Source organism: Lentzea sp., from assembly GCF_036380075.1.
In the GTDB taxonomy this organism is placed as follows: Bacteria; Actinomycetota; Actinomycetes; order Mycobacteriales; family Pseudonocardiaceae; genus Lentzea.
Map to the genome: position 1 here is coordinate 1 of NZ_DASVFL010000356.1, position 22,139 is coordinate 22,139.

General features: G+C 70.6%; 26 protein-coding genes and 1 pseudogene. 11 read left to right on the forward strand and 16 right to left on the reverse strand.

Annotated features, from left to right (window positions below; translation table 11 throughout):
• Positions 1-531 (reverse strand): sacsin N-terminal ATP-binding-like domain-containing protein (locus VF330_RS37510; RefSeq protein WP_414675538.1); only part of this gene is annotated, 531 nt, incomplete at its 3' end.
• The gene (locus tag VF330_RS37515; RefSeq protein ID WP_330856489.1) at positions 528-1,265 is read right to left on the reverse strand and encodes a DUF3027 domain-containing protein; all 738 of its coding nucleotides are present in this window, start codon (positions 1,263-1,265) and stop codon (positions 528-530) included. The genes VF330_RS37510 and VF330_RS37515, both read right to left, overlap by 4 nt.
• A gap of 58 nt (positions 1,266-1,323) precedes the next feature.
• On the opposite strand from VF330_RS37515, the gene VF330_RS37520 reads away from it, so the two are divergent.
• From VF330_RS37520 to VF330_RS37530, 3 genes are read left to right on the forward strand one after another with little or no spacing between them, the layout of a single operon-like run.
• Positions 1,324-2,076: a glutaminyl-peptide cyclotransferase gene (locus tag VF330_RS37520; RefSeq protein ID WP_330856490.1), complete on the forward strand. Its 753-nt coding sequence runs from the start codon at positions 1,324-1,326 to the stop codon at positions 2,074-2,076.
• 3 nt (positions 2,077-2,079) lie between these two features.
• Positions 2,080-3,594 carry an MFS transporter gene (locus VF330_RS37525; protein ID WP_330856491.1) on the forward strand — a complete coding sequence of 505 codons (1,515 nt, stop codon included), beginning with the start codon at positions 2,080-2,082 and terminating at the stop codon, positions 3,592-3,594.
• A 10-nt stretch (positions 3,595-3,604) separates the two neighbouring features.
• On the forward strand, positions 3,605-4,060 hold the full coding sequence (locus tag VF330_RS37530; RefSeq protein ID WP_330856492.1) for a DUF2771 family protein: 456 nt from the start codon (positions 3,605-3,607) through the stop codon (positions 4,058-4,060).
• On the opposite strand, the gene VF330_RS37535 is transcribed toward VF330_RS37530, so the two are convergent.
• Both VF330_RS37535 and VF330_RS37540 read right to left on the reverse strand, forming a co-directional pair.
• Positions 4,057-4,641, reverse strand: coding sequence for an HD family hydrolase (locus VF330_RS37535; protein ID WP_330856493.1), 585 nt, complete (start codon positions 4,639-4,641; stop codon positions 4,057-4,059). The genes VF330_RS37530 and VF330_RS37535 overlap by 4 nt on opposite strands.
• Before the next feature lie 14 nt (positions 4,642-4,655).
• Complete coding sequence (locus VF330_RS37540) at positions 4,656-5,045, reverse strand: cold-shock protein (protein ID WP_330856494.1); 390 nt, start codon at positions 5,043-5,045, stop codon at positions 4,656-4,658.
• 134 nt (positions 5,046-5,179) lie between these two features.
• On the opposite strand from VF330_RS37540, the gene VF330_RS37545 reads away from it, so the two are divergent.
• Positions 5,180-5,383, forward strand: a complete 204-nt coding sequence (locus tag VF330_RS37545) for a hypothetical protein (protein WP_330856495.1) — start codon at positions 5,180-5,182, stop codon at positions 5,381-5,383.
• On the opposite strand, the gene VF330_RS37550 is transcribed toward VF330_RS37545, so the two are convergent.
• On the reverse strand, positions 5,355-5,972 hold the full coding sequence (locus VF330_RS37550) for an HAD family hydrolase (protein ID WP_330856496.1): 618 nt from the start codon (positions 5,970-5,972) through the stop codon (positions 5,355-5,357). The genes VF330_RS37545 and VF330_RS37550 overlap by 29 nt on opposite strands.
• 52 nt (positions 5,973-6,024) lie before the next feature.
• Here VF330_RS37550 and VF330_RS37555 point away from each other — a divergent pair, with 52 nt between their 5' ends.
• Both VF330_RS37555 and VF330_RS37560 read left to right on the forward strand, forming a co-directional pair.
• On the forward strand, positions 6,025-6,567 hold the full coding sequence (locus VF330_RS37555) for a TetR/AcrR family transcriptional regulator (protein ID WP_330856497.1): 543 nt from the start codon (positions 6,025-6,027) through the stop codon (positions 6,565-6,567).
• A gap of 40 nt (positions 6,568-6,607) precedes the next feature.
• Positions 6,608-7,819, forward strand: coding sequence for an Nramp family divalent metal transporter (locus VF330_RS37560; RefSeq protein ID WP_330856498.1), 1,212 nt, complete (start codon positions 6,608-6,610; stop codon positions 7,817-7,819).
• On the opposite strand, the gene VF330_RS37565 is transcribed toward VF330_RS37560, so the two are convergent.
• Positions 7,801-8,754, reverse strand: a complete 954-nt coding sequence (locus VF330_RS37565; protein WP_330856499.1) for a Gfo/Idh/MocA family oxidoreductase — start codon at positions 8,752-8,754, stop codon at positions 7,801-7,803. The two genes, VF330_RS37560 and VF330_RS37565, sit on opposite strands and share 19 nt — an antisense overlap.
• A gap of 26 nt (positions 8,755-8,780) precedes the next feature.
• On the opposite strand from VF330_RS37565, the gene VF330_RS37570 reads away from it, so the two are divergent.
• Positions 8,781-9,155, forward strand: a complete 375-nt coding sequence (locus VF330_RS37570) for a YccF domain-containing protein (protein WP_330856500.1) — start codon at positions 8,781-8,783, stop codon at positions 9,153-9,155.
• A gap of 6 nt (positions 9,156-9,161) precedes the next feature.
• On the opposite strand, the gene VF330_RS37575 is transcribed toward VF330_RS37570, so the two are convergent.
• Genes VF330_RS37575 through VF330_RS37590 form a run of 4 tightly spaced genes read right to left on the reverse strand, consistent with a single transcriptional unit; the run spans position 9,162 to position 12,853 of the window.
• Positions 9,162-10,757, reverse strand: coding sequence for an AMP-binding protein (locus tag VF330_RS37575; RefSeq protein ID WP_330856501.1), 1,596 nt, complete (start codon positions 10,755-10,757; stop codon positions 9,162-9,164).
• A gap of 14 nt (positions 10,758-10,771) precedes the next feature.
• The gene (locus VF330_RS37580; RefSeq protein WP_330856527.1) at positions 10,772-11,557 is read right to left on the reverse strand and encodes a metallophosphoesterase family protein; all 786 of its coding nucleotides are present in this window, start codon (positions 11,555-11,557) and stop codon (positions 10,772-10,774) included.
• Positions 11,558-11,610: 53 nt separating this feature from the next.
• Complete coding sequence (locus VF330_RS37585) at positions 11,611-12,402, reverse strand: HAD-IIA family hydrolase (RefSeq protein WP_325521592.1); 792 nt, start codon at positions 12,400-12,402, stop codon at positions 11,611-11,613.
• Between the two features lie 4 nt (positions 12,403-12,406).
• On the reverse strand, positions 12,407-12,853 hold the full coding sequence (locus VF330_RS37590; RefSeq protein WP_330856502.1) for a MarR family winged helix-turn-helix transcriptional regulator: 447 nt from the start codon (positions 12,851-12,853) through the stop codon (positions 12,407-12,409).
• Between the two features lie 115 nt (positions 12,854-12,968).
• Here VF330_RS37590 and moaA point away from each other — a divergent pair, with 115 nt between their 5' ends.
• Positions 12,969-14,027 carry a GTP 3',8-cyclase MoaA gene (gene moaA / locus VF330_RS37595; RefSeq protein WP_414675539.1) on the forward strand — a complete coding sequence of 353 codons (1,059 nt, stop codon included), beginning with the start codon at positions 12,969-12,971 and terminating at the stop codon, positions 14,025-14,027.
• Positions 14,024-14,290: a MoaD/ThiS family protein gene (locus VF330_RS37600; protein ID WP_330856503.1), complete on the forward strand. Its 267-nt coding sequence runs from the start codon at positions 14,024-14,026 to the stop codon at positions 14,288-14,290. The genes moaA and VF330_RS37600 overlap by 4 nt, the downstream gene beginning before the upstream one ends.
• Here VF330_RS37600 and VF330_RS37605 read toward each other — a convergent pair.
• Positions 14,254-14,592: a hypothetical protein gene (locus VF330_RS37605; RefSeq protein ID WP_330856504.1), complete on the reverse strand. Its 339-nt coding sequence runs from the start codon at positions 14,590-14,592 to the stop codon at positions 14,254-14,256. The genes VF330_RS37600 and VF330_RS37605 overlap by 37 nt on opposite strands.
• Positions 14,534-15,037, reverse strand: coding sequence for an AAA family ATPase (locus VF330_RS37610; protein WP_330856505.1), 504 nt, complete (start codon positions 15,035-15,037; stop codon positions 14,534-14,536). Before VF330_RS37610 ends, VF330_RS37605 begins: the two co-directional genes overlap by 59 nt.
• A 445-nt stretch (positions 15,038-15,482) precedes the next feature.
• Between VF330_RS37610 and VF330_RS37615 the strand changes: the two genes are divergently transcribed.
• Positions 15,483-16,124, forward strand: a complete 642-nt coding sequence (locus tag VF330_RS37615; RefSeq protein ID WP_330856506.1) for a transglycosylase family protein — start codon at positions 15,483-15,485, stop codon at positions 16,122-16,124.
• A gap of 510 nt (positions 16,125-16,634) precedes the next feature.
• Here the strand turns inward: VF330_RS37615 and VF330_RS37620 are convergent.
• From VF330_RS37620 to VF330_RS37635, 4 genes and pseudogenes are all read right to left on the reverse strand, one after another.
• Positions 16,635-17,527: pseudogene (locus tag VF330_RS37620) on the reverse strand (molybdenum cofactor biosynthesis protein MoaE).
• The gene (moaC, locus tag VF330_RS37625) at positions 17,524-17,997 is read right to left on the reverse strand and encodes a cyclic pyranopterin monophosphate synthase MoaC (protein ID WP_330856507.1); all 474 of its coding nucleotides are present in this window, start codon (positions 17,995-17,997) and stop codon (positions 17,524-17,526) included. The pseudogene VF330_RS37620 and the gene moaC overlap by 4 nt, the downstream one beginning before the upstream one ends.
• 48 nt (positions 17,998-18,045) lie before the next feature.
• A complete protein-coding gene (locus VF330_RS37630; RefSeq protein ID WP_330856508.1) occupies positions 18,046-19,434 on the reverse strand; it encodes an NAD-dependent malic enzyme in 1,389 nt (462 codons plus the stop codon).
• A gap of 124 nt (positions 19,435-19,558) precedes the next feature.
• On the reverse strand, positions 19,559-19,744 hold the full coding sequence (locus VF330_RS37635) for a hypothetical protein (protein ID WP_330856509.1): 186 nt from the start codon (positions 19,742-19,744) through the stop codon (positions 19,559-19,561).
• A gap of 84 nt (positions 19,745-19,828) precedes the next feature.
• Between VF330_RS37635 and VF330_RS37640 the strand changes: the two genes are divergently transcribed.
• The gene (locus tag VF330_RS37640; RefSeq protein ID WP_330856510.1) at positions 19,829-22,078 is read left to right on the forward strand and encodes a helicase-associated domain-containing protein; all 2,250 of its coding nucleotides are present in this window, start codon (positions 19,829-19,831) and stop codon (positions 22,076-22,078) included.
• The last annotated feature ends 61 nt before the right edge of the window (positions 22,079-22,139 follow it).

Here is a 22,139-nt window from a genome sequence, read left to right on the forward strand (position 1 = left end):
GTCGACCTTCAGCGGCAACCGGACCTCGGTGGTGAACCCGTCCGGCACGGTCTCGGTGACCGGCCAGACCAGGCGCAGCACCGGCACGTCGCCGCCGCGTTCGGACGCCAGCTCCGGCACCTCGGCACGGGTGCGGGAAGCGGAGAACTGCACGCCGCCCGACGTCGAGACGACGCGCGGCTCGTCGGTGACGGCCAGCACGGCCGCGAACCCGACACCGAACTGGCCGACGCCGGACTCCTTCGACGACGCGCGCAGCGACGCCAGCGCGGCGACGCCCGCCGCGGTCAGCGGAGCACCCGTGTTGGCCGCGCGCAGCTCACCGTCGACGAGCGTGATCCGCAGCACGCCCGGCTCGGCACCGGCCGCGTCGGCGGCGTTCTGGGCCAGCTCGACGAGCAGCCGGTCCCGGTAGCCGCCGAGGCGCAGGTCCTCCTCGGCGTTCGCGTCCTCGCGGAAGCGGGTGGGCGAACCGCGCCAGGCGTCGAGGACCGAGGTGCGCAGGACCTCGGTGCCGAACGGGTCGGTCACTCCGAGACGTCCAGGACGTCCAGCTGCGCGTCGTCGTAGACCAGGTCCGCGACGGGCACCATCGGGCTGATGTCGACCTCGGCCTGCGAGTGCGCGCCGCAGCCGTACTCGACGTGCACGACGTGGCCGTCGGCGGGCGCGATCTCGTTCGCGCACACGCCGAACGCCGCGCCGAACGAGCCGGCGACGCGGGTGTAGAAGCCGCACGTGCCGCAGTGCGCGGGGGCGCTGCGGGCCATGTCGGAGCGGGGGCCGAAGTCGGAGTTCGCCCAGCGGTCCGCGGCGTCGAGGCGGCCCTCGCGGGACAGGACGCGGGTGCGGCCGAGACCGACCTCCAGCGCCACCTCCTCGACCGCCGGGTCGTCGGACTGCACGTAGGCCTCGATGAGGCGCGGGTCGTCCTCGCGGGGCGGCATCAGGTCGCCGACGCCGAGGTCGCCGGCGCGGACGCGTTCACTCCACGGCACCCACTCGGGCGCGACCAGCGCGTCCTGGCCGGGCAGCAGCACGACCTCGCTGACCGACACCGGGGAGCCCTCGCCGGCGTGGGCGACGGTCACCGCCCAGTTCCAGCCGCGGTAGCCGGCGTGCTCGGCCTCGAACAGGTGCGTGACGGAGTACTCGTCCTCGCCGTGCACCCCGACGTGAGCGCCGACGCGCTCCACACCTGCCTCTTCCTCAGCGGCGGCGCGGGCGAGATCAACGGCGTCGAGGAGCATCTCTGTCGCGGTCACGCGATGAATTGTGCCGCAGGACTTCGCCGGGACGAAAACTCGTGCCACCCTCGGTCGGGTGCGCTCACCCGTCTGGCTGGTCCTCGTCGCGGTCCTGGCCGCCTGCACGACCCAGCAGGAAACAAAACCGCAGGTAGAAGTCCTGCAAAAGATCCCGCACGATGCAACCGCGTTCACTCAGGGGTTGGAACTCGCCGACGGCGTCCTCTACGAGGGCACCGGCCTGGAGGGCGAGTCGACGATGCGCGCGCTCGACCCGTCGACCGGGAACGTGCGGAAGAAGGTCGACCTGCCCGCGGACTTCTTCGGCGAGGGCATCACGGTCGTCGGCGACACCATCTGGCAGATCACCTGGCGCAACGGCGTCGCGATCGAACGGGACCGCGGCACGTTGAACGAGCTGCGCCGCGTGAGCTACCGGGGCGAGGGCTGGGGCATCTGCGACGACGGCAAGCGGCTGGTCATGAGCGACGGCACCGCGAAGCTCACCTTCCGCGACCCCAAGACGTTCGCCGAGACCGGAAGCGTGCAGGTCACGCGCGGTGGACAGCCCCTGACCCAGCTGAACGAGCTGGAGTGCGTCGACGGCTTGGTGTGGTCGAACGTGTGGAAGACCGACGAGATCGTCCGCATCGACCCGTCGACCGGTCAGGTGACGAACACCTACGACCTCGCGTCGCTCAAGCCGTCCGGTGACGTGGACGTCCTCAACGGCATCGCGCACGTCCCCGGGACCGACGAGTTCCTGGTCACAGGCAAGAACTGGCCGACCATCTTCCGAGTGAGGTTCAACGGGATGGGGCAGGATTGACGTGTGACGGGCGACCGCGGGTGGAGTGACGAACCGACTCCGAAGCGCTACCCGTGGCAGGACGACGAGTACCGGCCGCGGGAGCGCGGTGAGGCGCCGTCCGAGCACGGTTTCCAGGCCCCGCCCCGTCAGCCGCAGAAAACCCGTCCGCTGCCCAACCAGGACCAGCAGACGACCCCGACGCCCAAACCGCCGCGCAAGCTCACGGTCACGCGCGTCGCGTGGTTCCGCGGCAAGCAGATCTCGCAGCAGGCCGTCGCGGCGTTCCGGCGCGCGGCCCACGCCGACGGCGCCGGGAAGTCCGGCATGTCGTCGGTCACCTACGCGGTGATGATGAACTACGCCGCCGATGCCGCGATGGCCGTGGCGCTGGCGAACACGCTGTTCTTCTCGGCCGCGTCCGCCGAGTCGAAGACCAAGGTCGCGCTCTACCTGCTGATCACGGTCGCGCCGTTCGCACTGGTCGCGCCGGTGATCGGCCCGCTGCTGGACAAGATCCAGCGCGGCCGGCGGCTCGCGCTGGCCGCGTCGTGCGTGCTGCGGGTGGGGCTGTCGGTCGTGATGGCGCTGAACTTCGACAACTGGCTGCTGTACCCGGCGGCGCTGGGCAGCATGGTGCTGTCGAAGTCGTTCACCGTGCTCAAGTCCGCGATCACCCCGCGCGTGCTGCCGCCGGAGATCACGCTGTCCAAGACCAACGCCCGCATGACGGTCTTCGGACTCGCGGCGGGCGGCGTGTTCGGTGCGCTGGCCGCGGGCTTCGCGAACCTGTTCGGCTCGCCGGGCGCCCTGTGGTTCACGGCGGTGCTGTGCCTGGTGAACGCGTGGTTCTGCATGAAGATCCCGTCCTGGGTCGAGGTGACCGAGGGCGAGGTCCCGGCGACGCTGACGGCCAAGCCCACCAGGCAACGCATCTCCCGGCACGTCGCCGTGTCGTTGTGGGGCAACGGTTCCATCCGCATGCTGACCGGGTTCCTCACGTTGTTCGCGGCTTTCGTGGTCCGCGAGCAGACCGAGGGCGACGCGGTGCGGCAACTGCTCCTGCTCGGCGTGATCGCGGGCGCGGCCGGTGTGGGCAGCTTCCTGGGCAACGCGATCGGCGCCCGCCAGCAGTTCGGCAAGCCGGACGAGGTGGTCCTCGCCTGCGTCGGCACGGCGCTGGCCGCGACGATCGTGGCCGCCGCGCTGCCGGGCCTGGTCACCGCCGCGATCGTCGGCCTGCTCGGTGCCACGGCGTCGTCGCTGGCCAAGATCAGCCTGGACGCGGTGATCCAGGACGACCTGCCGGAGGCCTCGCGCGCGTCGGCGTTCGGCCGTTCCGAGACGATCCTGCAGCTCGCGTGGGTCTTCGGCGGCGCGCTGGGCGTGCTGCTGCCCGCGACGTTCTGGATCGGCTTCCTGGTGCTGGCCGTGCTGCTCGCGCTCGGCCTGGCGCAGACGTGGCTGTACCGCAACGGTTCGTCGTTGCACCTGCTCGTGGCCCGACTCGTCCGCAGGCCCGCTCCGGCCACCCCGTAGGCTGCCTGACGTGCGTCGACTTGCTGCTCTGATCGCTGCCAGCGCTCTCGTGCTGACGGGGTGCTCGCTGCCCCGCCACGACCCCGAGGTCACGTTCCACGCGAACGGCAAGACGATCCGGGTCGAGCCCGCGGTCTACTGCGACGTCAACGGCGACAACTGCGCGGAGAAGACCAAGCCGGCGCAGCTCCGCGTCCCCGCGGGCAAGGTCGTGCAGATCTCGGTGGACGGCCAGCTCGCCGACGGCCTGTGGGAAGCCGTGTTCCTGTACCGGGACGCCGCGGGCAAGGAGCAGACCACCGGCACCGGCCTGCTGGGCAAGGGCGAGAACTTCACCTACACCGTCTCCCTGCCGAACAAGACCGACCAGCTGCTGGGCATCGAGATCCACGAGGCGGCCGCCGCCGTGCTGGAGACCGGCCAGCCGCTGCTGCGCGGCTACTGGGCCGTCGAGATCACGAGCTAACGCCGGCCGAACGCCTCCCACCACTCGCTCGGCGCGATCCGCAGCGCGCTGTCGAGGAGGGCTTTGCCGGTGTCGGTGACCACCGACTCCCGCATGGTCTGGACGAAGCGCTCCATCTTGGAGATCCCCGCGGCCTGGTACTCCCTGGCCTGGAGGAGGAGCTCGAGCTTGTCGGCGTCCCTGGAGCAGCGGGCTTCCGGGGTGTGGTCGATGTCCTCGGCGGCCTCGTGCTCGGCGATCAGGGCCTCGATGTGCGCGGCCAGCGGCGCGGGCAGGTGCCGGACCTGGTCGCGTGCCACGGATTCCGGCGGCTTGCGCGGGTCGAGGTAGAGCTTGCCGACGTACGGGATGTCGCCGATGCGCGCCTCGGGCACGTCGTGGAAGAGGCCCAACGTCGCGGCGCGGTCGGCGTTAGCGCCTTCCTGGACGGCGATCGCGTACGCCAGCACGCCCACCCGGAACGAGTGGGCGGCCACCGTCTCGGGGTGCTGGACCCCGGCGAAGAGCCAGCCCGCCCTGGGCAGGCGCTTGAGCTGGCCGACCTCGTAGACGAACTCGACGATCCTGTCAGCGTCGGACATGCGGCTGGTTCCCTTTACGGGTCGAGGTCCCGCGCCACCGCCCGCACGACCTCGGCGATGAGCTTCATGTTCTTCTTGTCCGACGGGTAGCGGCCGCGGCGCAGGTCGGGCTGCACCTTGTTCTCCAGCAGCTTGATCATGTCGTCGATCAGGCCGTGCAGCTCCTCGGCGGGGCGGCGGCGCGCCTCGGCGACGGACGGCGCGGGGTCGACCAGGCGCACGGACAGCGCCTGCGGTCCGCGGCGGCCCTCCGCCATGCCGAACTCGATGCGCTGGCCGGCCTTCAAGCCGGTGACGCCGGGGGGCAACGCGGACTTGCGGACGTAGACGTCCTCGCCACCGTCCTGGGTGACGAACCCGAAGCCCTTCTCCGTGTCGTACCACTTGACCTTGCCGGTCGGCACCGCGCTCACCATTCCCTTGCGTCTGCACAACGAACGCGCCCGGGGCGTACCCAGGACGCGTCCCACCAGAGTAGCCAGAAGAGCAGGCGGAGGGCACCTCCGTTAGCGCGACCGGCGCGCTCTACCCTGGACCCATGACCGCTCCGAAGCTGTTGCCGCTGGCCGTGGGCCTGTTCGCCGTGGGCGTGCTGGCGATCGTCGTGGTCTTCGTGCTGTTCGCGACCGGCCACAGCGACCTGCCGGTGTGGCTGAACGTGGCCGCGACCTACCTGCCGGCCGTCGGGCTGGGGCTCGGGATCATCGCGGTGATCAGGAAGTCGCGGCGGAAGAGGTCCTGAGCCAGTCCGGGAACTCGCGCAGGTCCTCCAGCACGACCGCGGCGCCCGCCTCCGTCAGCTCCGCCCGCGAGCACGGGCCGGTGACGACGCCGACGCCCAGTGCCCCGGCCGCCTCCGCTCCGCGCATGTCGCCGACGTGGTCGCCCACGTAGATCGCGGCGCCGTGCAGCTTCAGCGACTCCGCCTTGCCCGTCGCCCACAGCTCGCCGTAGAGGTGGTCGACCTCCCAGCCGAGGGCTTCGAGGTGCAGCGCGGCGTTCTTGCGGTACTTGCCCGTCACGACCATGGTCTGCCCGCCCAGCTCGCGCACGCACTGCAACGCCGCCGCGGCGCCGGGGAGCGCGACCGTCGCGGGGATCACGACGTCCGGGTACAGCGCGCGGAAGAGCGTGACCAGCTCCGGGATCTCCTCCTCCGGCACGCCCATGTCGCGGTAGGTCATGTCGAGGGGCGGGCCGAGGTTCGCCGCGAAGTGCTCGCCGTCGAGGTCGTGCCCGGTGCGCCGGCCCACCTCGTTCAGCACGGCGGCCATGCCGGGTCTCGGGTCGATGAGGGTCATGTCCAGGTCGAAGCCAACGGTGAACGGCACGGAACCCGACTCTACGTCTTTACAGGAAATATAATTGTGTAAAGCTAAGTGAGTGGGCGACATCACTGAGCTCTTGGTGGAGGCAGCCGCGGACCTCCTGGCCGCTCGTGGGTTCGGCGGACTGCGCATGATCGAGGTCGCGAGTCGCGCGGGGGTGAGCAGGCAGACGGTCTACAACGAGTTCGGCAACAAGGAGGGACTCGTCCAGGCCGTCGCCGCGCGCAAGACGGAGGAGTACCTGAGCGGGGTCGCCACCCGGCTGAAGGACGACCCGGACCCGTGGGAGGCGATGCGATCGGCGTTCCGCTTCACCTTCGAGCAGACCGAGAAGGACCGGCTGGTCTCGGCCGTGCTGACCGGGCAGGACGCGGAGGACCTGTTGCCGTTCATCACGATCCGCGGCCACCCGATCCTGTTCCACGCGACCGAGGTGGTCGAGCGGCACCTCAGCGACCACTTCCCCGGCAGGCACGTCCGGCTGACGGCGGAGACGACGGTGCGGCTCGCGCTGAGCCACCTGCTGATGCCGAGCGGCGACCTGGACAGCGCGATGGACGCCGTCGTCGGAGTCGCGAAAGCCACACTGGAGCACTGATCCGCCGCTTGTTGCCATAATGTGGCATCAAGGGGCGGAGGTGTCCGGGGTGGTCGCGGTCGGGACGCGCATACGCGCGGGTGCGGCGTTGCTCGGTCCGGCGTTCGTCGCCGCGATCGCGTACGTCGACCCCGGCAACGTGGCCACCAACACCGCGGCGGGCGCGACGTACGGGTACCTGCTGGTCTGGGTGCTCGTCGTCGCGAACGTCATGGCGGGGCTCGTGCAGTACCTGTCGGCCAAGCTCGGGCTGGTGACCGGGAAGTCGTTGCCCGAGGCCGTCCGCGACCACCTGCCGCGGCCGGTGCGGCTCGCCTACTGGGGCCAGGCCGAGGTCGTGGCGATGGCGACCGACCTGGCCGAGGTGCTCGGCGGCGCGATCGCGCTGCACCTGCTGTTCGACCTGCCGTTGCTGCTGGGTGGCGTGATCACCGGTGTCGTGTCGACGATTCTCCTGCTGGTGCAGGACAAACGCGGGCAGAAGCCGTTCGAGCGCGTGATCACGACGATGCTGGTCGTCATCGCCGTCGGGTTCGTCGCGGGGCTTTTCGTTGCACCGCCCTCGGTTCCGGCCGCCGTCGGCGGGCTCCTGCCGCGGTTCGACGGCGCGGACAGCGTGCTGCTCGCGGCGGGCATGCTCGGCGCGACCGTGATGCCGCACGCCGTCTACCTGCACTCGGCGCTGGCCCGCGACCGGCACGGCCGCGACCCGTCGGTGCTCGGCGCCACGAAGGTCGACGTCGTCGTCGCGATGGTCCTGGCCGGCGCCGTGAACATGGCGATGCTGCTGCTCGCGGCTTCCGCCTTGCAGGGCAAGGAGAACGTCGACACGCTCGAAGGCGCGCACGCGGCCGTCGCGACCGAGCTCGGCGGCGGGATCGCGCTGTTGTTCGCGCTCGGCCTGCTGGCTTCGGGCTTCGCGTCCACGGCCGTCGGCTGCTACGCGGGCGCGGTGGTGATGGACGGGCTGCTGCGCGTGCGGATCCCGTTGCTGCTGCGGCGACTCGTCACGCTGGTGCCGGCGTTGGTGGTGCTGGCGCTCGGGGTCGACCCGACGTTCGCGCTGGTGCTCTCGCAGGTCGTGCTGTCGTTCGGCATCCCGTTCGCACTGGTGCCGCTGGTGTGGCTGACCGCGCGCCGGTCCGTGATGGGCCCGTTCACGAACCGGCGGCCGGTCACCGCTTCCGCCTGGGTGGTGGCGTTCGCGGTCGTCGTGCTGAACGTCGCGCTGATCTACCTGACGGTGTCGTAGGAGACGCCGAGCTGTCGCAGGACCTCCTCCATCGTGCCCATGACCTCCAGCGTGTTCCGCCAGGTGATCGCGGGGCTTTCCGTGAGGCCGGCGGCGATGTGCTGCTCGACCGCGCGGATCTGGTGCGTGTAGCCCTCGTCCTCGATGGTGTGCTCGACCCCGTCGATGACCGCCCTGGTGGCGTTGTACATCTGGTCGGGGATCTGGATCGACCCCTCGGTGCCGATGATCTCGGCGCCGCTCCCGAGGTCGGTGAGCAGCGAGCAGCTCAGCAAGGCCTGCGCGCCGCTCTCGTAGCCGAGCAGGATCCCGGCGTCGGCGTCCACTTCGGACGGTGCGAGGCCGCCGTGCGCGGCGATGTGCGTGGGCACGCCGAGGATCTGGTGCGCGAACGCGATCGGGTAGACGCCGAGGTCGAGCACCGACCCGCCGCCCGACTCCCGGTCCCACAGCCGGTCACCGGTCCTGAACTCGTGCCGGAAGCCGAAGTGCGCGCGAACGGTCCGCACCTCGCCGATCTCGCCATCGCGCACGGCCCGGTGGACCTCGCGGATCAACGGGTTGAACCGCGTCCACATGCCCTCCATCAGGAACCGTTCGCGCACGGCGGCCCGCTCGACCATCTCCTCGGCCTGCGCGACGGTGAGGCCGATCGGCTTCTCGCACAGGACGTGCTTGCCGGCGTCGAGCGCCGCGAGGGTGACCTCGTGGTGCTGCGCGTGCGGCGTGGCGACGTAGACGACCTCGACGTCGGGGTCCCGCAGCAGCTCGCGGTAGTCGCCGTACGCGCGCTTGATGCCGAACCTGTCGGCAAACGCTTGCGCCTTCGTGACGTCGCGCGAGGACACGGCGAGCACCTCGACGTCCGGAACCTTCAGCATGTCAGCGGTCACGGTCTGCGCGATGCCGCCTGTAGCGATCACACCCCACTTCATGCGACGAGCTTAGATAGGTTGGAGGCATGCGCCTCCTCCTGAACGTGATCTGGCTGGTGCTCGCCGGCTTCTGGATGGCCGTCGGCTACGCGGTCGCCGGGCTGATCTGCTGCATCCTGATCATCACGATCCCGTGGGGCATCGCGTCGTTCCGCATCGCCAACTACGCGCTCTGGCCGTTCGGCCGCGAGGTCGTCGACAAGCCGGGCGCGGGCACCGGGTCCCTGCTGGGCAACGTGATCTGGATCGTCGTCGCCGGGCTGTGGCTCGCGATCGGCCACGTCGTGACGGGCATCGCGCTGTGCGTCACGATCATCGGCATCCCGCTGGGCATCGCCAACTTCAAGCTGGTGAAGGTGTCGCTGGTGCCGCTGGGCAAGGAGATCGTCGAGCTGCCCTGACCACCCTCAGGCGTGCTCCACGCCGTCGTCGAGCCCCAGCAGCTCCACCGACCTGGCCCGCATCTCCACCTTGCGAATCTTGCCGGTCACCGTCATCGGGAACTCCTCGACGACGTGCACGTACCGCGGGATCTTGTAGTGCGCGAGCTTGCCGGAGCAGAACTCGCGCACGGCCTCCGCGGTCAACGGCGAGGCGCCCTCGCGCATCCGCACCCACGCCATCAGCTCCTCGCCGTACCTGGTGTCGGGCACGCCGACCACCTGCGCGTCGAGCACGTCCGGGTGCGTGTAGAGGAACTCCTCGATCTCGCGCGGGTAGATGTTCTCGCCGCCGCGGATCACCATGTCCTTGATGCGGCCGGTGATGTTCACGTAGTCGTCGCCGTCCATCACCGCGAGGTCGCCCGTGTGCATCCAGCCGGCGGCGTCGACGGCCTCGGCCGTCTTCTCCGGCTCGTTCCAGTAGCCGAGCATGACGGAGTAGCCGCGGGTGCAGAGCTCGCCCGGCTCGCCGCGCGGGACCGTGAGACCGGTCTCCGGGTCGACGATCTTCACTTCCAGGTGCGGGCCGACGCGGCCGACCGTGCCGACGCGGCGGTCCAGCGAGTCGTCGACGCGCGTTTGTGTCGACACCGGGGAGGTTTCGGTCATGCCGTAGCAGATGGAGACCTCGCTCATGCCCATGCGCTCGACGACCTGCTTCATCACCTCCACCGGGCACGGGGAGCCCGCCATGATGCCGGTGCGCAACGACGACAGGTCGTAGCCGTCGACGAGGTCGAGCATCGCGATGAACATCGTCGGCACGCCGTAGAGCGACGTGCACTTCTCCTCCTGCACGGCGGCGAGGGTGCGCGCCGGGTCGAACGCCGGCGCGGGGATCACGATGCACGCGCCGTGGCTGGTGGCCGCGAGGTTGCCCATCACCATGCCGAAGCAGTGGTAGAACGGCGGCACCACGCAGATGCGGTCCTCCTCGGTGTAGCTGATCAGCTCGCCGACGAAGTAGCCGTTGTTGAGGATGTTGTGGTGCGACAGCGTCGCGCCCTTGGGGAAGCCCGTGGTGCCGGACGTGTACTGGATGTTGATCGGGTCGTCGCGGTCCAGCTCGACGTCCGGCAGCTCCTCGCCGGTCCACTGCGGGTCGTCGACGAAGACGACGTTCCGCAGGGCTTCGCACCGCGGCCGGACCTCCTCGATCATGCCCGCGTAGTCCGAGGTCTTGAACGACCGCGCCGAGACCAGCGTGTGGATGCCGGCCTGGTTCAGCACGTACTCCAGCTCGTGCACCCGGTACGCCGGGTTGACGTTGACCAGGATCGCGCCGATCCGGGCCGTCGCGTACTGCACGAACACCCACTCCGCGCAGTTCGGCGCCCAGATGCCGACCCGGTCGCCCTTGCGCACGCCGAGCGAGTGCAGGCCGGCGGCGGCCCTGTCGACCTCCGCGGACAGCTCCGCGTACGTCCACCGGCGGCCGGTGGCCTTGTCGACGAGGGCCTCGCGGTCGCCGAAGCGCGCGACGGTCGCCGCGAGGTTCGCGTGGATCGTGTCGCCCAGCAGCGGGGCGGCGGAGGTGCCCGAGGAGTAGCTGGCGGTCATGCCTGAGACGGTAGTCAGGCTCCGGCGTAAGGCAAGGGCACGACCAGGCACGGACCGCCGCTGTAGAGCCCCGCGTCGATCGCCAGGACCTTGTCGTCCGCGTACACGAGCGGCCCGTCGATCTGGTCCGGCGGCACCCCGAGCTGGTCGGCGATGACGCTGTGGCCGTGCACGATCGTGGCGCCGCCGAGGGTCGCGAGCAGCTCGTCCGCGATCTCCGGCCCCTGTGGACCGCGGAACGCGTAGCGCGTCGTCATCTTGCGCCAGCACTCCCACCAGTCGACGAGGTCGTCGCCCTTGAGCACCTGCCCGACGGCCTCGTTGACCTCCTCGATCGAGGACCCCCATTCGAGGTAGGCCACCGTGTCGGAGTGCATCATCAGGTGGTCGTCGCGCAGCTTCAGCACGGGTCGCGACGTCAGCCACTCGACGTGCTCGTCGGTCAGCCGGTCCTGGTCGCTGCGCAGCCCGCCGTTGAGCAGCCAGCTGCGCGCGAACGAACGCGGGCCGAGGCTGTCCGGCACCTGCTCGTCGCCGAACCGGTGCATGCCGAGCAGCAGGATCTCGTGGTTGCCGATCAACGAGTTGGCCGAGCCGCCGGCCTCGGCTGCCTCCACGCCGAGCCGCATGACCAAATCGATCACACCGACGCCGTCGGGACCGCGGTCGACGAAGTCGCCGAGGAACCACAGCTCGGCCTCGCCGCCCGTCCAGTGGCCGTCCTCGTCGCAGAGGTCGACGGCGTGCAGTGCTCTGGTCAGCTCAGCGAGGTGTCCGTGCACGTCTCCTACGACGTACATCGGGCGTCGATCCGTGTCCACCTCCGCGACGATAGGTGATCCGGCGTCGCGCGTCAGTGGTCAGTCCAGTCGCCGAATGGGTCCGCAGAGTGACCGACGAGCTCGGCGATCGACTTGAGCACGCGCGTCGGGCGGTACGGGAACATCTCGGCGGTCTCCGCGGTGAAGACGCCGGACAGCACGAGGATGGTCGACAGCCCCGCCTCCAGCCCCGACCGGACGTCGGTGTCCATCCGGTCGCCGATCATCAGCGCCTGCTCGGAGTGCGAGCCCAGCGCGCGCAGGGCCGACCTCATCATCAACGGGTTCGGCTTGCCCACGTAGTAGGGCGCACGGCCGGTGGCGCGCTCGATCAACGCCGCCACGGCGCCGGTCGCGGGCAGCGAGCCCTCGCGCGACGGGCCGGTGGCGTCGGGGTTGGTCGCGATGAACTTCGCGCCTTCCTCGACCAGGCGGATGGCCTTGGTGATCGCGGTGAAGCTGTAGGTGCGGGTCTCGCCGAGCACCACGTAGTCCGGGTCGCGGTCGGTCAGCACGTAGCCGATCTCGTGCAGCGCGGTGGTGAGGCCGGCCTCGCCGATCACGAACGCCGAGCCGTTCGGGCGCTGCGAGTCGAGGAACTTGGCGGTGGCCAGCGCCGACGTCCAGATGGACGACTCCGGGATGTCGAGGCCCGTGCGCTGCAGGCGGGCCCGCAGGTCGCGTGGCGTGTAGATGGAGTTGTTCGTGAGCACGAGGAACGGCGTCTCGGACGCCCGCAGCTCCGCGACGAACTCGTCCGCTCCGGGGATCAGGTGCTCCTCGTGCACGAGGACGCCGTCCATGTCCATCAAGTAGTGCCACATGGGCCTAAGTATCGATCACGCGCTTGCGAAACGTCTCGGTCTGGAGCTTGAGATAACGCTCGATCACCCCGAGCTCGGCCGCGTCGAACTGGTCGAGCACCTCGATCATGCTCTGCCGCGCGCCCTCGAACGCCGCCCCGAACTTCTCCACGTCCCCCACCGTGACCTCGACCAACACCTTGCGGCGGTCGTGCGGGTCGCGGACACGGCGGACATATCCGGCGCGTTCGAGGCGGTCGATGACGCCCGTGACGGCACCGGTGGAGAGGCCGGAGAGCTCGGCGATCCGGCCGGCGGTGACCGGCCCGTCCGCCCGCATGGCGAGATCGAGGCACTTCTCGTCGGTCGCGGACAACCCCATCTGGGCGGCGACCCTCGCGTGGAACATGACGGTGAGCGCGCTCTGCTCCCGCATGTACCAGGTGAACCTCTCCAGGGCATCAGGTTCCATGCAGAACATCTTAGCCGCTAAGACAATTCCTCGTGGGAGTGCTCCAAACGGGCGGAACGTGAGAAAGCTCGTTCTTGGAGGCATCTACAAGGGGTTGGTCATTAAGCTGGTCAAGGTGACAGCAGTCGAACTGGGCATCCCCATCGTGCGCGGCACGCCCGACGCGTCCGCACGCCCGGACACGCCGCTGCTCGTCGACAGGTTCGGCCGGGTCGCCAAGGACCTGCGAGTCTCGCTCACCGACCGGTGCAACCTCCGCTGCACGTACTGCATGCCCGCCGAAGGCCTCGACTGGCTGCAGAAGGACGAGCTGCTCACCGACGCCGAGCTGATCCGGCTGATGCGGATCGCCGTGGTCGACCTGGGCGTCACGGACATCCGGTTCACCGGCGGCGAGCCGTTGCTGCGCCGCGGCCTGGAGCAGGTCATCGCCGCGACGGCCGAGCTCGAACCCCGTCCGCGCATGTCGATGACGTCCAACGGCATCGGGCTGGCCCGTCGCGCGCGGTCGCTCAAGGACGCCGGCCTGAACCGGATCAACGTCTCGCTCGACACCCTCGACCCCGACCGGTTCGCCACGCTGACCAGGCGCGACCGCATCACGGACGTGCTCGACGGCCTCGACGCCGCCCGAGAGGCGGGGCTGGAGCCGGTGAAGGTCAACTCCGTGCTGCTGCGCGGCATGAACGAGGACGAGGCCGTCCCGCTGCTGCGGTTCTGCGTCGAGAACGGCTACCAGCTGCGGTTCATCGAGCAGATGCCGCTCGACCCGCAGCACGGCTGGACGCGCACCAACATGGTCACGGCCGAGGAGATCCTCACGATGCTGTCGTCCGCGTTCACGCTGACGCCGTCGGAGGTGCCGCGCGGCGGCGCCCCGGCCGAGCGCTGGCTGGTCGACGGCGGTCCCGCGGTCGTCGGCGTGATCGCGTCGGTGACCAGGCCGTTCTGCGCCGCCTGCGACCGCACGCGGCTCACCTCGGACGGCCAGATCCGCAACTGCCTGTTCAGCCAGAGCGAGACCGACCTGCGCGCGCTGCTGCGCGACGGCTCCCCCGACGCCGCGATCGCCGACGCCTGGCGCGCCACGATGTGGGCGAAGGCCGCGGGCCACGGCATCAACGACGCGGGCTTCTCGCAGCCAGACCGCCCCATGAGCGCCATCGGAGGATGACAGTGAGCACCGCCGTGAACATCCGCTACTTCGCGGGTGCGCGGGCCGCGGCCGGGGTGGCCGACGAGGACCTGCTGCTCGACTCGTCCGACCCCACCGTGGCGCTCGTGGTGAGCACCATCGGCGAACGCCACGGCGACAAGCTCGGCAAGGTGCTCGCCGCGTCGAGCTTCCTGCTGGACGGCGTGGCGGTGCGCGACACGTCCACGCGGGTGCCAGCGGGGTCTCAGCTGGACGTGCTGCCGCCTTTCGCAGGCGGCTGAGCCCTCGGCTCCCGGTCCCAGAAGCGGCACCCCGTCTCGGCGGCCAGGTTCAGGCCGGACCAGGTGGCCTCCTCGGCGGCTTCGTGGTCGCCGACCGACCGCTGCACGGCGAGCACCCGGACTCCGCGGACCCGCATCTCGCCCTCACGGGCCCGTTCGCGGGCGCGCAGAGCGGTTCTGAGCGCCTCGTCCAGCTGTCCCGCCACGTGGTGGTCGGCGGCCAGGCCGGCCAGTGCGTTGACCTCACCGCGCAGGTAGCCGTTCTTCAGGCTGATGGCCGACGCCTCGTTGTGCGCGCTCATGGCCCTGTCCACGTCGCCGAGGGCGCGGTGGATCTCGCCGAGGGTGTCGAAGCCCTCGTCGGCGAACACGGCCGCCCGGCAGCAGCGGCCCGACCAGGTCGCCGGTGGCGTTGTCGATCATCACGAGCACGGCGCGGTCGGCCGGCACGTCCTCGGCCCCGAGCGCGCGCAGGAACCGGTGCAGCGCCTGGTGCGGGGTCAGCGCGGTGGCGTCGTCGAACGCGCGGAGGTTCACGTGCAGCTGCCCGTCGGGGAACCGCTCGACGAGGCGGTGGGCGACGTGCACGGCGAGCGAGGTCTTGCCGACGCCCGGCGGACCGGTGATGGCGAGCACCGGCGCGGTGCCGGCGAGGGCGGCGCCCCAGACGGCGTCGATCAGCTCACCGAACGCCACGGCCCTGCCGGGCTCGGCCGCCAGCGCCCGCCGGAGCGCGTCCAGTCTCATGTCAACAAATCATGGCCAAACGAGAGGTGTGGCGGACAGGGTTCCGGAGGGTTGTCCGGGGCGCGCGACACGTCCCCGAAAGGCCCAACAAGCGTGAGCCACGCCTCACTTTCCGTGATTTGTCTCGGTCGATCTCAAGACGGAAACGAACCGATAACGACGGCTTTGAGCTGCTCTTTTGAGCGTTCCTGACAAGTGTCCGAAGTGTTACAGTGACGCGCGTCACACGCGCAAACATTTGGCGAGGGCGGTTTCGGTTACGTACGGTCGCTCCTCGGCTGGCCCGAACCAGCCAGGAGCACTACCGGAGAACCCAGCACCGAACCCAGTCCCACGGGCTCTCCGGAACAACCCCGAGCGAGAGAAACCGCCGGACTGGGACGCAGGGACGTACCGGGCCCCGAACCCGAGCCCCTGGCAGCAGGTGTGGTGGACCGAGAGGCACATGGCTTTCAACCGAGGCAAGCAGGGCAAGCAGGGTTCCGCCGCTCGCACTATCGCCAAGGTCGCGGTTGCCGGCATCATCGCCGGCGCCCCTCTGGGCCTGGCCGTTGGCACCGCCAGCGCCGCCCCCGGAATGGACTGGGACGCACTCGCGCAGTGCGAGGCCAGTGGCAACTGGGCCACCAACACCGGCAACGGTTTCTACGGCGGCCTCCAGTTCACGCAGCAGACCTGGAACGGCCACGGCGGTGTGGGCAACCCCGCCAACGCCTCCCGTGAGCAGCAGATCGCCGTCGCCGAGCGCGTGCTCGCGTCGCAGGGCCCCGGCGCCTGGCCGGCCTGCAGCGCCAAGCTCGGCGCCTACGCCGGCAAGAAGACCACCCCGGCCCCGGCCCAGCAGCGCAAGGCGCCGGTCCAGCAGCGCACGGCCGCCGCGCCGGTGCAGCAGGCCGCCCCGGTCGCGCCGGTGGCGGGCTCCACCTCGAACCCGAACGGCAACTACGAGATCAAGGCCGGCGACACGCTGTCCAAGATCGCGGACGCCAACAAGGTCGAGGGTGGCTACCAGGCCATCGTGGAGAAGAACAAGGGCTTCCTCACGAACCCGGACCTGATCTTCCCGGGTCACAAGATCCAGATCTGATCTTCTTGATCGGATTGCAGGACCTGTTCAGGGGTCTCGCCGCTGTGGTTTGGCGGTGAGACCCCTGTTCTGCGTTTTGGAGCCGTGCGGGGGTTCCAGCGGAGTGCATTGGCCGTGCGGGGGTTCCAGCGTGGTCGCGTTGGCCGTGCGGGTGCCTGTTCCAGCTTGGTCGTGCACCCCCGGACGAAAGACCTGGGTTCATCGCCGCTGCGCGACGATTGCGATTGGGGCTTGACTTCGGGGCCCTTGCGAGGCGCTGGGTCGGCCGGAAAAGGCCGGTAGCTTCGCGACCGGCCGAGCCACTAGTGGTAGCACCTCGCACCCAAAGTCAAGCCCCAATCGCAAAGAGCGGGTGGGTTCACCGGCTCTAATCGGCGTCAGGGGTGACGGCTCGCCTTCGGCGTCGCTTGGAAGTGCGGGGGTTCGCACGGCTCGCCTTCGGCATCGCCATTGCTGGGCGTTGGCGTTGGCGACCGCCATCCCTCTAGCTTCCGGTGCCGGGTCTGGCGGTCAGGGGCAGTTGACCCACTCGTCCTCGCCGTCCGAGAACACCTGGCGCTTCCACACCGGCAGGCGCGCCTTCACCTCGTCGACAAGGTCCGAGCACAGCGCGAACGCCTCGCCGCGGTGTTCGGCGGCCACGGCGCAGGCCAGGGCCACGTCGCCGATCTTCAGCGGGCCCACCCGGTGCGAGACGGCTATGCCGTGCACGCCGGGGTACTTCGAGGCCAGGGAGTCGACCACCTCGGCCACCACGTCGGAGGCCGACGGGTGGGAGTGGTACTCCAGTTCCAGGACCGAGCGGCCGCCGTCGTGGTCTCGGACCACGCCGGAGAAGGTGACGACCGCGCCTGCCCGGTCCGAGGCGACCAGGGCGGCGTGTTCCTCCACGGACAGGGGTTCCTCGGTCACGAGGGCTCGCTGCACCACGCTCACCTGTGGTCACCTCCACGCAGTTGGTCGAGCGCGTGGTCCAGCACGCTCGAGAGCACTTCCAGGCCGTCGCGGACGCCGCCGGTGGAACCGGGGAGGTTCACGATGAGCGTTCTGCCCGCCACGCCTGCCACGCCCCGGGAGAGCACGGAGCCGGGGACTCGGGGCCAGCCCGACATGCGGATCACGTCGGCCAGGCCGGGGATCTCGTAGTCCAGGACGGCCCTGGTGGCCTCGGGGGTGCCGTCGGTCGGGTTGATGCCCGTGCCGCCGGTGGTCAGGACGAGGTCGGCGCCGGAGGCGACGGCTGAGGTGAGGGCTTCGCGGACCGGGTCGCCGTCGGGGACCACCACCGGCATCGGGGTCGAGAAGCCGCGTTCCACCAGCCAGGCGAGGATGATCTGGCCGCTTCGGTCCTCGTAGACGCCGGCGGCTGCTCGGTTCGAGGCGGTGATGACCACTGCCTTCACGGGCGCACCCACAGTCCGGACTTGCCGCCTTCCTTGCGCTCCACCCGCACCGCGTCCAGGGAGGCGGCCGGGTCGACCGACTTCACCATGTCGTGCAGGGTCAGGCCCGCCACCGAGACGGCGGTCAGGGCCTCCATCTCGACGCCCGTGCGGTCGGTGGTGCGGACGGTGGCCTTGATCAGGACCGAGTCCTCGGCCAGGGCCAGGTCCACCACCACCGACGACAGGGCGATCGGGTGGCACAGCGGCACGAGCTCCCAGGTGCGCTTCGCCGCCATGATGCCGGCGATGCGGGACGTCGCCAGGGCGTCGCCCTTGGGCAGGCCGTCGGCGCCCAGCAGCGCCACCACCTCGGCCGTCGTGTGCAGGACCCCGGTGGCCACGGCCGTGCGGGTGGTCTGCTCCTTGCCGGAGACGTCGACCATGCGGGCGGCGCCTTGGGAGTCGAGGTGGGTGAACTGCTTGGTCATGCGGCGATCGTATGCCTGCCCGACGACGTCAGCTCGTGCCGGAAACGCCTAGGCGGTCGCGGTGGCGGCCTTGCGGACCGCTTCCGCCACCGCCGGGGCGACGGTCGTGTCGAAGACCGACGGGACGATGAACGACGCGTTCAGGCGGTCGCCGTCCACCACGTCGGCGATGGCGGCGGCCGCGGCCAGCAGCATCGCGTCGGTGATGGTCTTGGCGTGCGCGTCCAGCAGGCCGCGGAACACGCCGGGGAACGCCAGCACGTTGTTGATCTGGTTCGGGAAGTCCGAACGGCCCGTCGCCACAACGGCGGCGTGCTGCTGCGCCTCCATCGGGTCGATCTCCGGGTCCGGGTTCGCCAGGGCGAACACGATGGCGTCCTTGGCCATCGTCGCGACCTGCTCCGCGCCGAACAGGTTCGGGGCCGAGACGCCGATGAAGACGTCGGACCCGACCAGCGCGTCGTGCAGGCGGCCGGACTGGTTGTCCTTGTTGGTCGACGCGGCGATCGACTTCAGGTTCGAGTCGAGGCCGGGGCGGTCGCGGTGCACGATGCCGTCGACGTCGACGGCGATGATGTCGCCCGGCGACTGGGCCTGGAGCAGGCGGATGATCGCCGAACCGGCCGCGCCGACGCCGCAGACCGTGATGCGGCAGTCCTGGATGTCCTTGCCCACCACGCGGAGCGCGTTGCGCAGGGCCGCGACGACGACGATCGCCGTGCCGTGCTGGTCGTCGTGGAAGACCGGGATGTCGAGCTTCTCGCGCAGCCGGGCCTCGATCTCGAAGCAGCGCGGCGCGGAGATGTCCTCGAGGTTGATGCCGCCGTAGACCGGTGCGATGAGCTCGACCGCGCGGATGATCTCCTCGGTGTCCTGGGTGTCCAGGCAGACCGGCCAGGCGTCGACGCCCGCGAACTTCTTGAACAGCGCGGCCTTGCCCTCCATCACCGGCAGGGCGGCGGCGGGGCCGAGGTTGCCCAGGCCCAGCACGGCGGAGCCGTCGGTGACCACGGCGACGGTGTTGCGCTTGATCGTCAGGCGGCGCGCGTCGTCCGGGTTCTTGGCGATCGCCTCGCAGACGCGGGCGACACCGGGCGTGTAGGCGCGGGAGAGGTCGTCGCGGTTGCGCAGCGGCACCTTCGACGAGATCTCGATCTTGCCGCCGAGGTGCACGAGGAACGTGCGGTCCGACACCTTGCGGACGACGATGCCGGGCAGCGTCTCCAGCGTGTCGGTGATGTCCTTGGCGTGGTTCGCGGACAGCGCGTTGCACGTGAGGTCGATGACGACGCGGTCGTTGTGCGACTCCACGACGTCGAACGCCGTGATCACACCGCCCGCGCGGCCGACGGCCGAGGTGAGGTCACCCGCGGCGCTCGCTGACGGCGGCGCCTCCAGACGAACGGTGATCGAGTAACCAGGGCCGGGGACCGGCATCGTCTTCCTCCCACGCAGTGCTGCTCAAGCGGGAAGTGAGCCTATCCCCGGCCCCATTGCGGTACGCACGCGACTCGGCAGTCTTAAGACCGCCCTGACAGTCCGATGAGGACGGCCGCGCGAGTCAGGACTTGTTGATCTCGGTCACCGGGTGCGTGTAGCCGAGGTCCTCGACCGGCAGCGGGAACGTCACCGCGCCGAACGGGGAGAGCGCACCCTGGGTGTCGCTGGTCAGTTCGGTGACGGGGTGGCCGCCGTCGGGGCCCTCCGGCCAGTGCGGGTCGACCCGTCCAGGGCGTCCTTTCGCCACTTTCTCCTCCTCGGTGGTGCCGATGACGCGACAAGTGTGACAGAGCGCGCTGGGATGTCGACCGACCCATATACCGTGGTGAGAATGTCCGGCACCACTCTCGCCGACTGGCTGCGCGCCCAGGACGACGCCGCACTCGTCGCACTGCTGCGCGCGCGTCCTGACCTGGCAACGCCCCCACCTGCCGATATGTCCGTGCTCGCGACACGCGTCGGCACGAGGGCGTCGATCGCGCGCGCCTGCGAGGACCTCGACACGTTCACGCTCGCCGTGCTCGAGGGCCTGGTCGTCCAGGGTGCGGACACCGCGCCCGTGGCGTTGGCCACACTCGCGGGCCTGCTCGGGCCGGACGTGAAGCCCAAGCCGCTCAAGCAGGCCGTGGGCAGGCTCAGGTCCCTCGCGCTCGCGTGGGGCGACGACGAGCTGTCGGTCCCGCCGGTCACCCGTGAGGCGTTCGGCTCGTTCCCCGGCGGGCTGGGCCGCGCGACCGGCCAGCCCTACGACCTCGCCGGCATCAGCGAGGGCGAGCAGCGCGTGCTGCAGAAGCTCGCGGCCGGACCGCCGATCGGCGACACCAAGGACGCCTCCAGGGTCGTGTCGCTCGACAAGGCGGAGACGCCCGTCCAACGGCTGCTCGCCCGCGGTCTGCTGCTGCGGCGCGACCCCGGCACCGTCGAGCTGCCGCGCGAGATCGCGTTCGAGCTGCGCGGCGCCCGCCCGCTCGGGCCGATCCAGGTCACCGAGCCCAAGCCGAGGACCACCACCCTCCAGCAGACGAGCATCGACGCCACGGGCGGTGGCGAGGCGCTGGAACTGGTCCGGCACGTCGAGAACCTGCTGGCGAGCTGGTCCGTCGAACCGCCGCCGGTCCTGCGCACGGGCGGCCTGGGCGTGCGCGAGCTGCGCAAGGTCGCGAAGGACCTGAACGTCGACGAACCGCGCGCCGCCCTGCTGATCGAGCTCGTCGTCGGCGCCGACCTGGCCGCGAACACCGAGGCGACCGAGCCGGAGTGGGTGCCGACGACCAAGGCCGACGTGTGGCTCGCCGCCACCGCCGAGGTCCGCTGGGCGACGATCGCGCACGCCTGGCTGGAGCTGCCGCGGCTGCCCGCGCTGATCGGCCGCCGCGACGAGAAGGACAAGCTCTTCACCCCCCTCGCGGACGAGATCCGCCGCGCCCAGGCCCCGCGCGACCGCCGCTGGGTGCTGGAGACGCTCGGCGCGTTCCCCGCGGGCACCGCGATCGCGAACCCGGCGGAGCTGGCCGCGCTGCTCGGCTGGCGGGCACCGCGCAGGGGCGGCAGGCAACGCGACGAGCTGGTGAGCTGGACGGTCGAGGAGGGCACGGCGGTCGGCGTGCTCGCCCTCGGCGCGATCACCAGCGCCGGCCGCGTGCTGCTCGACGAGGGACCCGGTCACGCGGCCAAGACCCTCGCCGACGCGCTGCCGGAGCCACTCGACCACGTGCTGGTGCAGGCCGACCTCACCGTCGTCGCCCCCGGCAGGCTCGAACCGGACCTGGCGGACGAGATGGCGCTCGTCGCGGACGTCGAGTCGGCGGGCAGCGCGACCGTCTACCGGATCGGCGAAGCCACCGTCCGGCGCGCGCTCGACTCCGGCCGCACCGCCGACGACCTGCACGAACTGTTCAAGCTCCGCTCGCGCACGCCGGTTCCGCAGTCGTTGACGTACCTGATCGACGACGCGGCCCGCCGCCACGGACGGCTGCGCGGTGGCGCCGCGGGCTCGTTCCTGCGCTGCGACGACCAGGTGCTGATCAGCGAGGTCCTCGCGCACCCGGAGGCCGCCCGGCTGGAGCTGCGGCGGATCGCGCCGACGGTGCTCGTGAGCCCGTTGCCGCTGGCGGACGTGCTGGACGGGCTGCGGGCCGCCGGCTTCGCCCCCGCCGCGGAGGGCCCCGACGGACAGGTGCTCGACCTGCGGCCCGGAGGGCGCAGGACCACGCCGCGGCAGCGGTCGGTGCGCAAACCGGCGTCACCCGCGGTGCCCGCCGACGAGCGGTTGGGTGATCTCGTCCGGCTGGTGCGCGCCGGTGATCGTGCTGCCGCGACACCAAGGGGTGAACGCGTCGCGGTGCCCGGCAACCTCGGCGCCGGCCCGTCGGCCACGCTGTCGCTGCTCCAGCAGGCCGCGAGGGCCCGACGGCGGGTGCTGGTCGGCTTCGTCGACTCCCACGGCACGGCGGCACAGCGCGTGATCGAGCCGCACGTCGTGGGCGGTGGCGTGCTGGAGGGCTACGACCACAGCTACGGAGAGGTGCTGCGGTTCCCACTCCATCGGATCACCTCGGCCGCTCTGGTGGACGAGGACTGACAGCGGGTCATCCCCCGGTCAGGGACCGGCAACCACCCGCACGTGGGCGTTGCGAGACCTA

Excerpts from the sequence above, each read along its gene's own strand:
- VF330_RS37640 (WP_330856510.1), top strand. The coding sequence starts at position 19,829 with ATGTCCGGCACCACTCTCGCCGACTGGCTGCGCGCCCAGGACGACGCC.
- VF330_RS37585 (WP_325521592.1), bottom strand. The coding sequence starts at position 12,402 with ATGTGGCACTACTTGATGGACATGGACGGCGTCCTCGTGCACGAGGAG.
- VF330_RS37565 (WP_330856499.1), bottom strand. The coding sequence starts at position 8,754 with ATGAAGTGGGGTGTGATCGCTACAGGCGGCATCGCGCAGACCGTGACC.
- VF330_RS37535 (WP_330856493.1), bottom strand. The coding sequence starts at position 4,641 with ATGTCCGACGCTGACAGGATCGTCGAGTTCGTCTACGAGGTCGGCCAG.
- moaC (WP_330856507.1), bottom strand. The coding sequence starts at position 17,997 with ATGACCAAGCAGTTCACCCACCTCGACTCCCAAGGCGCCGCCCGCATG.
- VF330_RS37630 (WP_330856508.1), bottom strand. The coding sequence starts at position 19,434 with ATGCCGGTCCCCGGCCCTGGTTACTCGATCACCGTTCGTCTGGAGGCG.
- VF330_RS37590 (WP_330856502.1), bottom strand. The coding sequence starts at position 12,853 with ATGGAACCTGATGCCCTGGAGAGGTTCACCTGGTACATGCGGGAGCAG.
- VF330_RS37610 (WP_330856505.1), bottom strand. The coding sequence starts at position 15,037 with ATGAGACTGGACGCGCTCCGGCGGGCGCTGGCGGCCGAGCCCGGCAGG.
- VF330_RS37605 (WP_330856504.1), bottom strand. The coding sequence starts at position 14,592 with ATGAGCGCGCACAACGAGGCGTCGGCCATCAGCCTGAAGAACGGCTAC.
- VF330_RS37575 (WP_330856501.1), bottom strand. The coding sequence starts at position 10,757 with ATGACCGCCAGCTACTCCTCGGGCACCTCCGCCGCCCCGCTGCTGGGC.
- VF330_RS37580 (WP_330856527.1), bottom strand. The coding sequence starts at position 11,557 with ATGTACGTCGTAGGAGACGTGCACGGACACCTCGCTGAGCTGACCAGA.
- VF330_RS37570 (WP_330856500.1), top strand. The coding sequence starts at position 8,781 with ATGCGCCTCCTCCTGAACGTGATCTGGCTGGTGCTCGCCGGCTTCTGG.
- VF330_RS37545 (WP_330856495.1), top strand. The coding sequence starts at position 5,180 with ATGACCGCTCCGAAGCTGTTGCCGCTGGCCGTGGGCCTGTTCGCCGTG.
- VF330_RS37615 (WP_330856506.1), top strand. The coding sequence starts at position 15,483 with ATGGCTTTCAACCGAGGCAAGCAGGGCAAGCAGGGTTCCGCCGCTCGC.
- VF330_RS37600 (WP_330856503.1), top strand. The coding sequence starts at position 14,024 with ATGACAGTGAGCACCGCCGTGAACATCCGCTACTTCGCGGGTGCGCGG.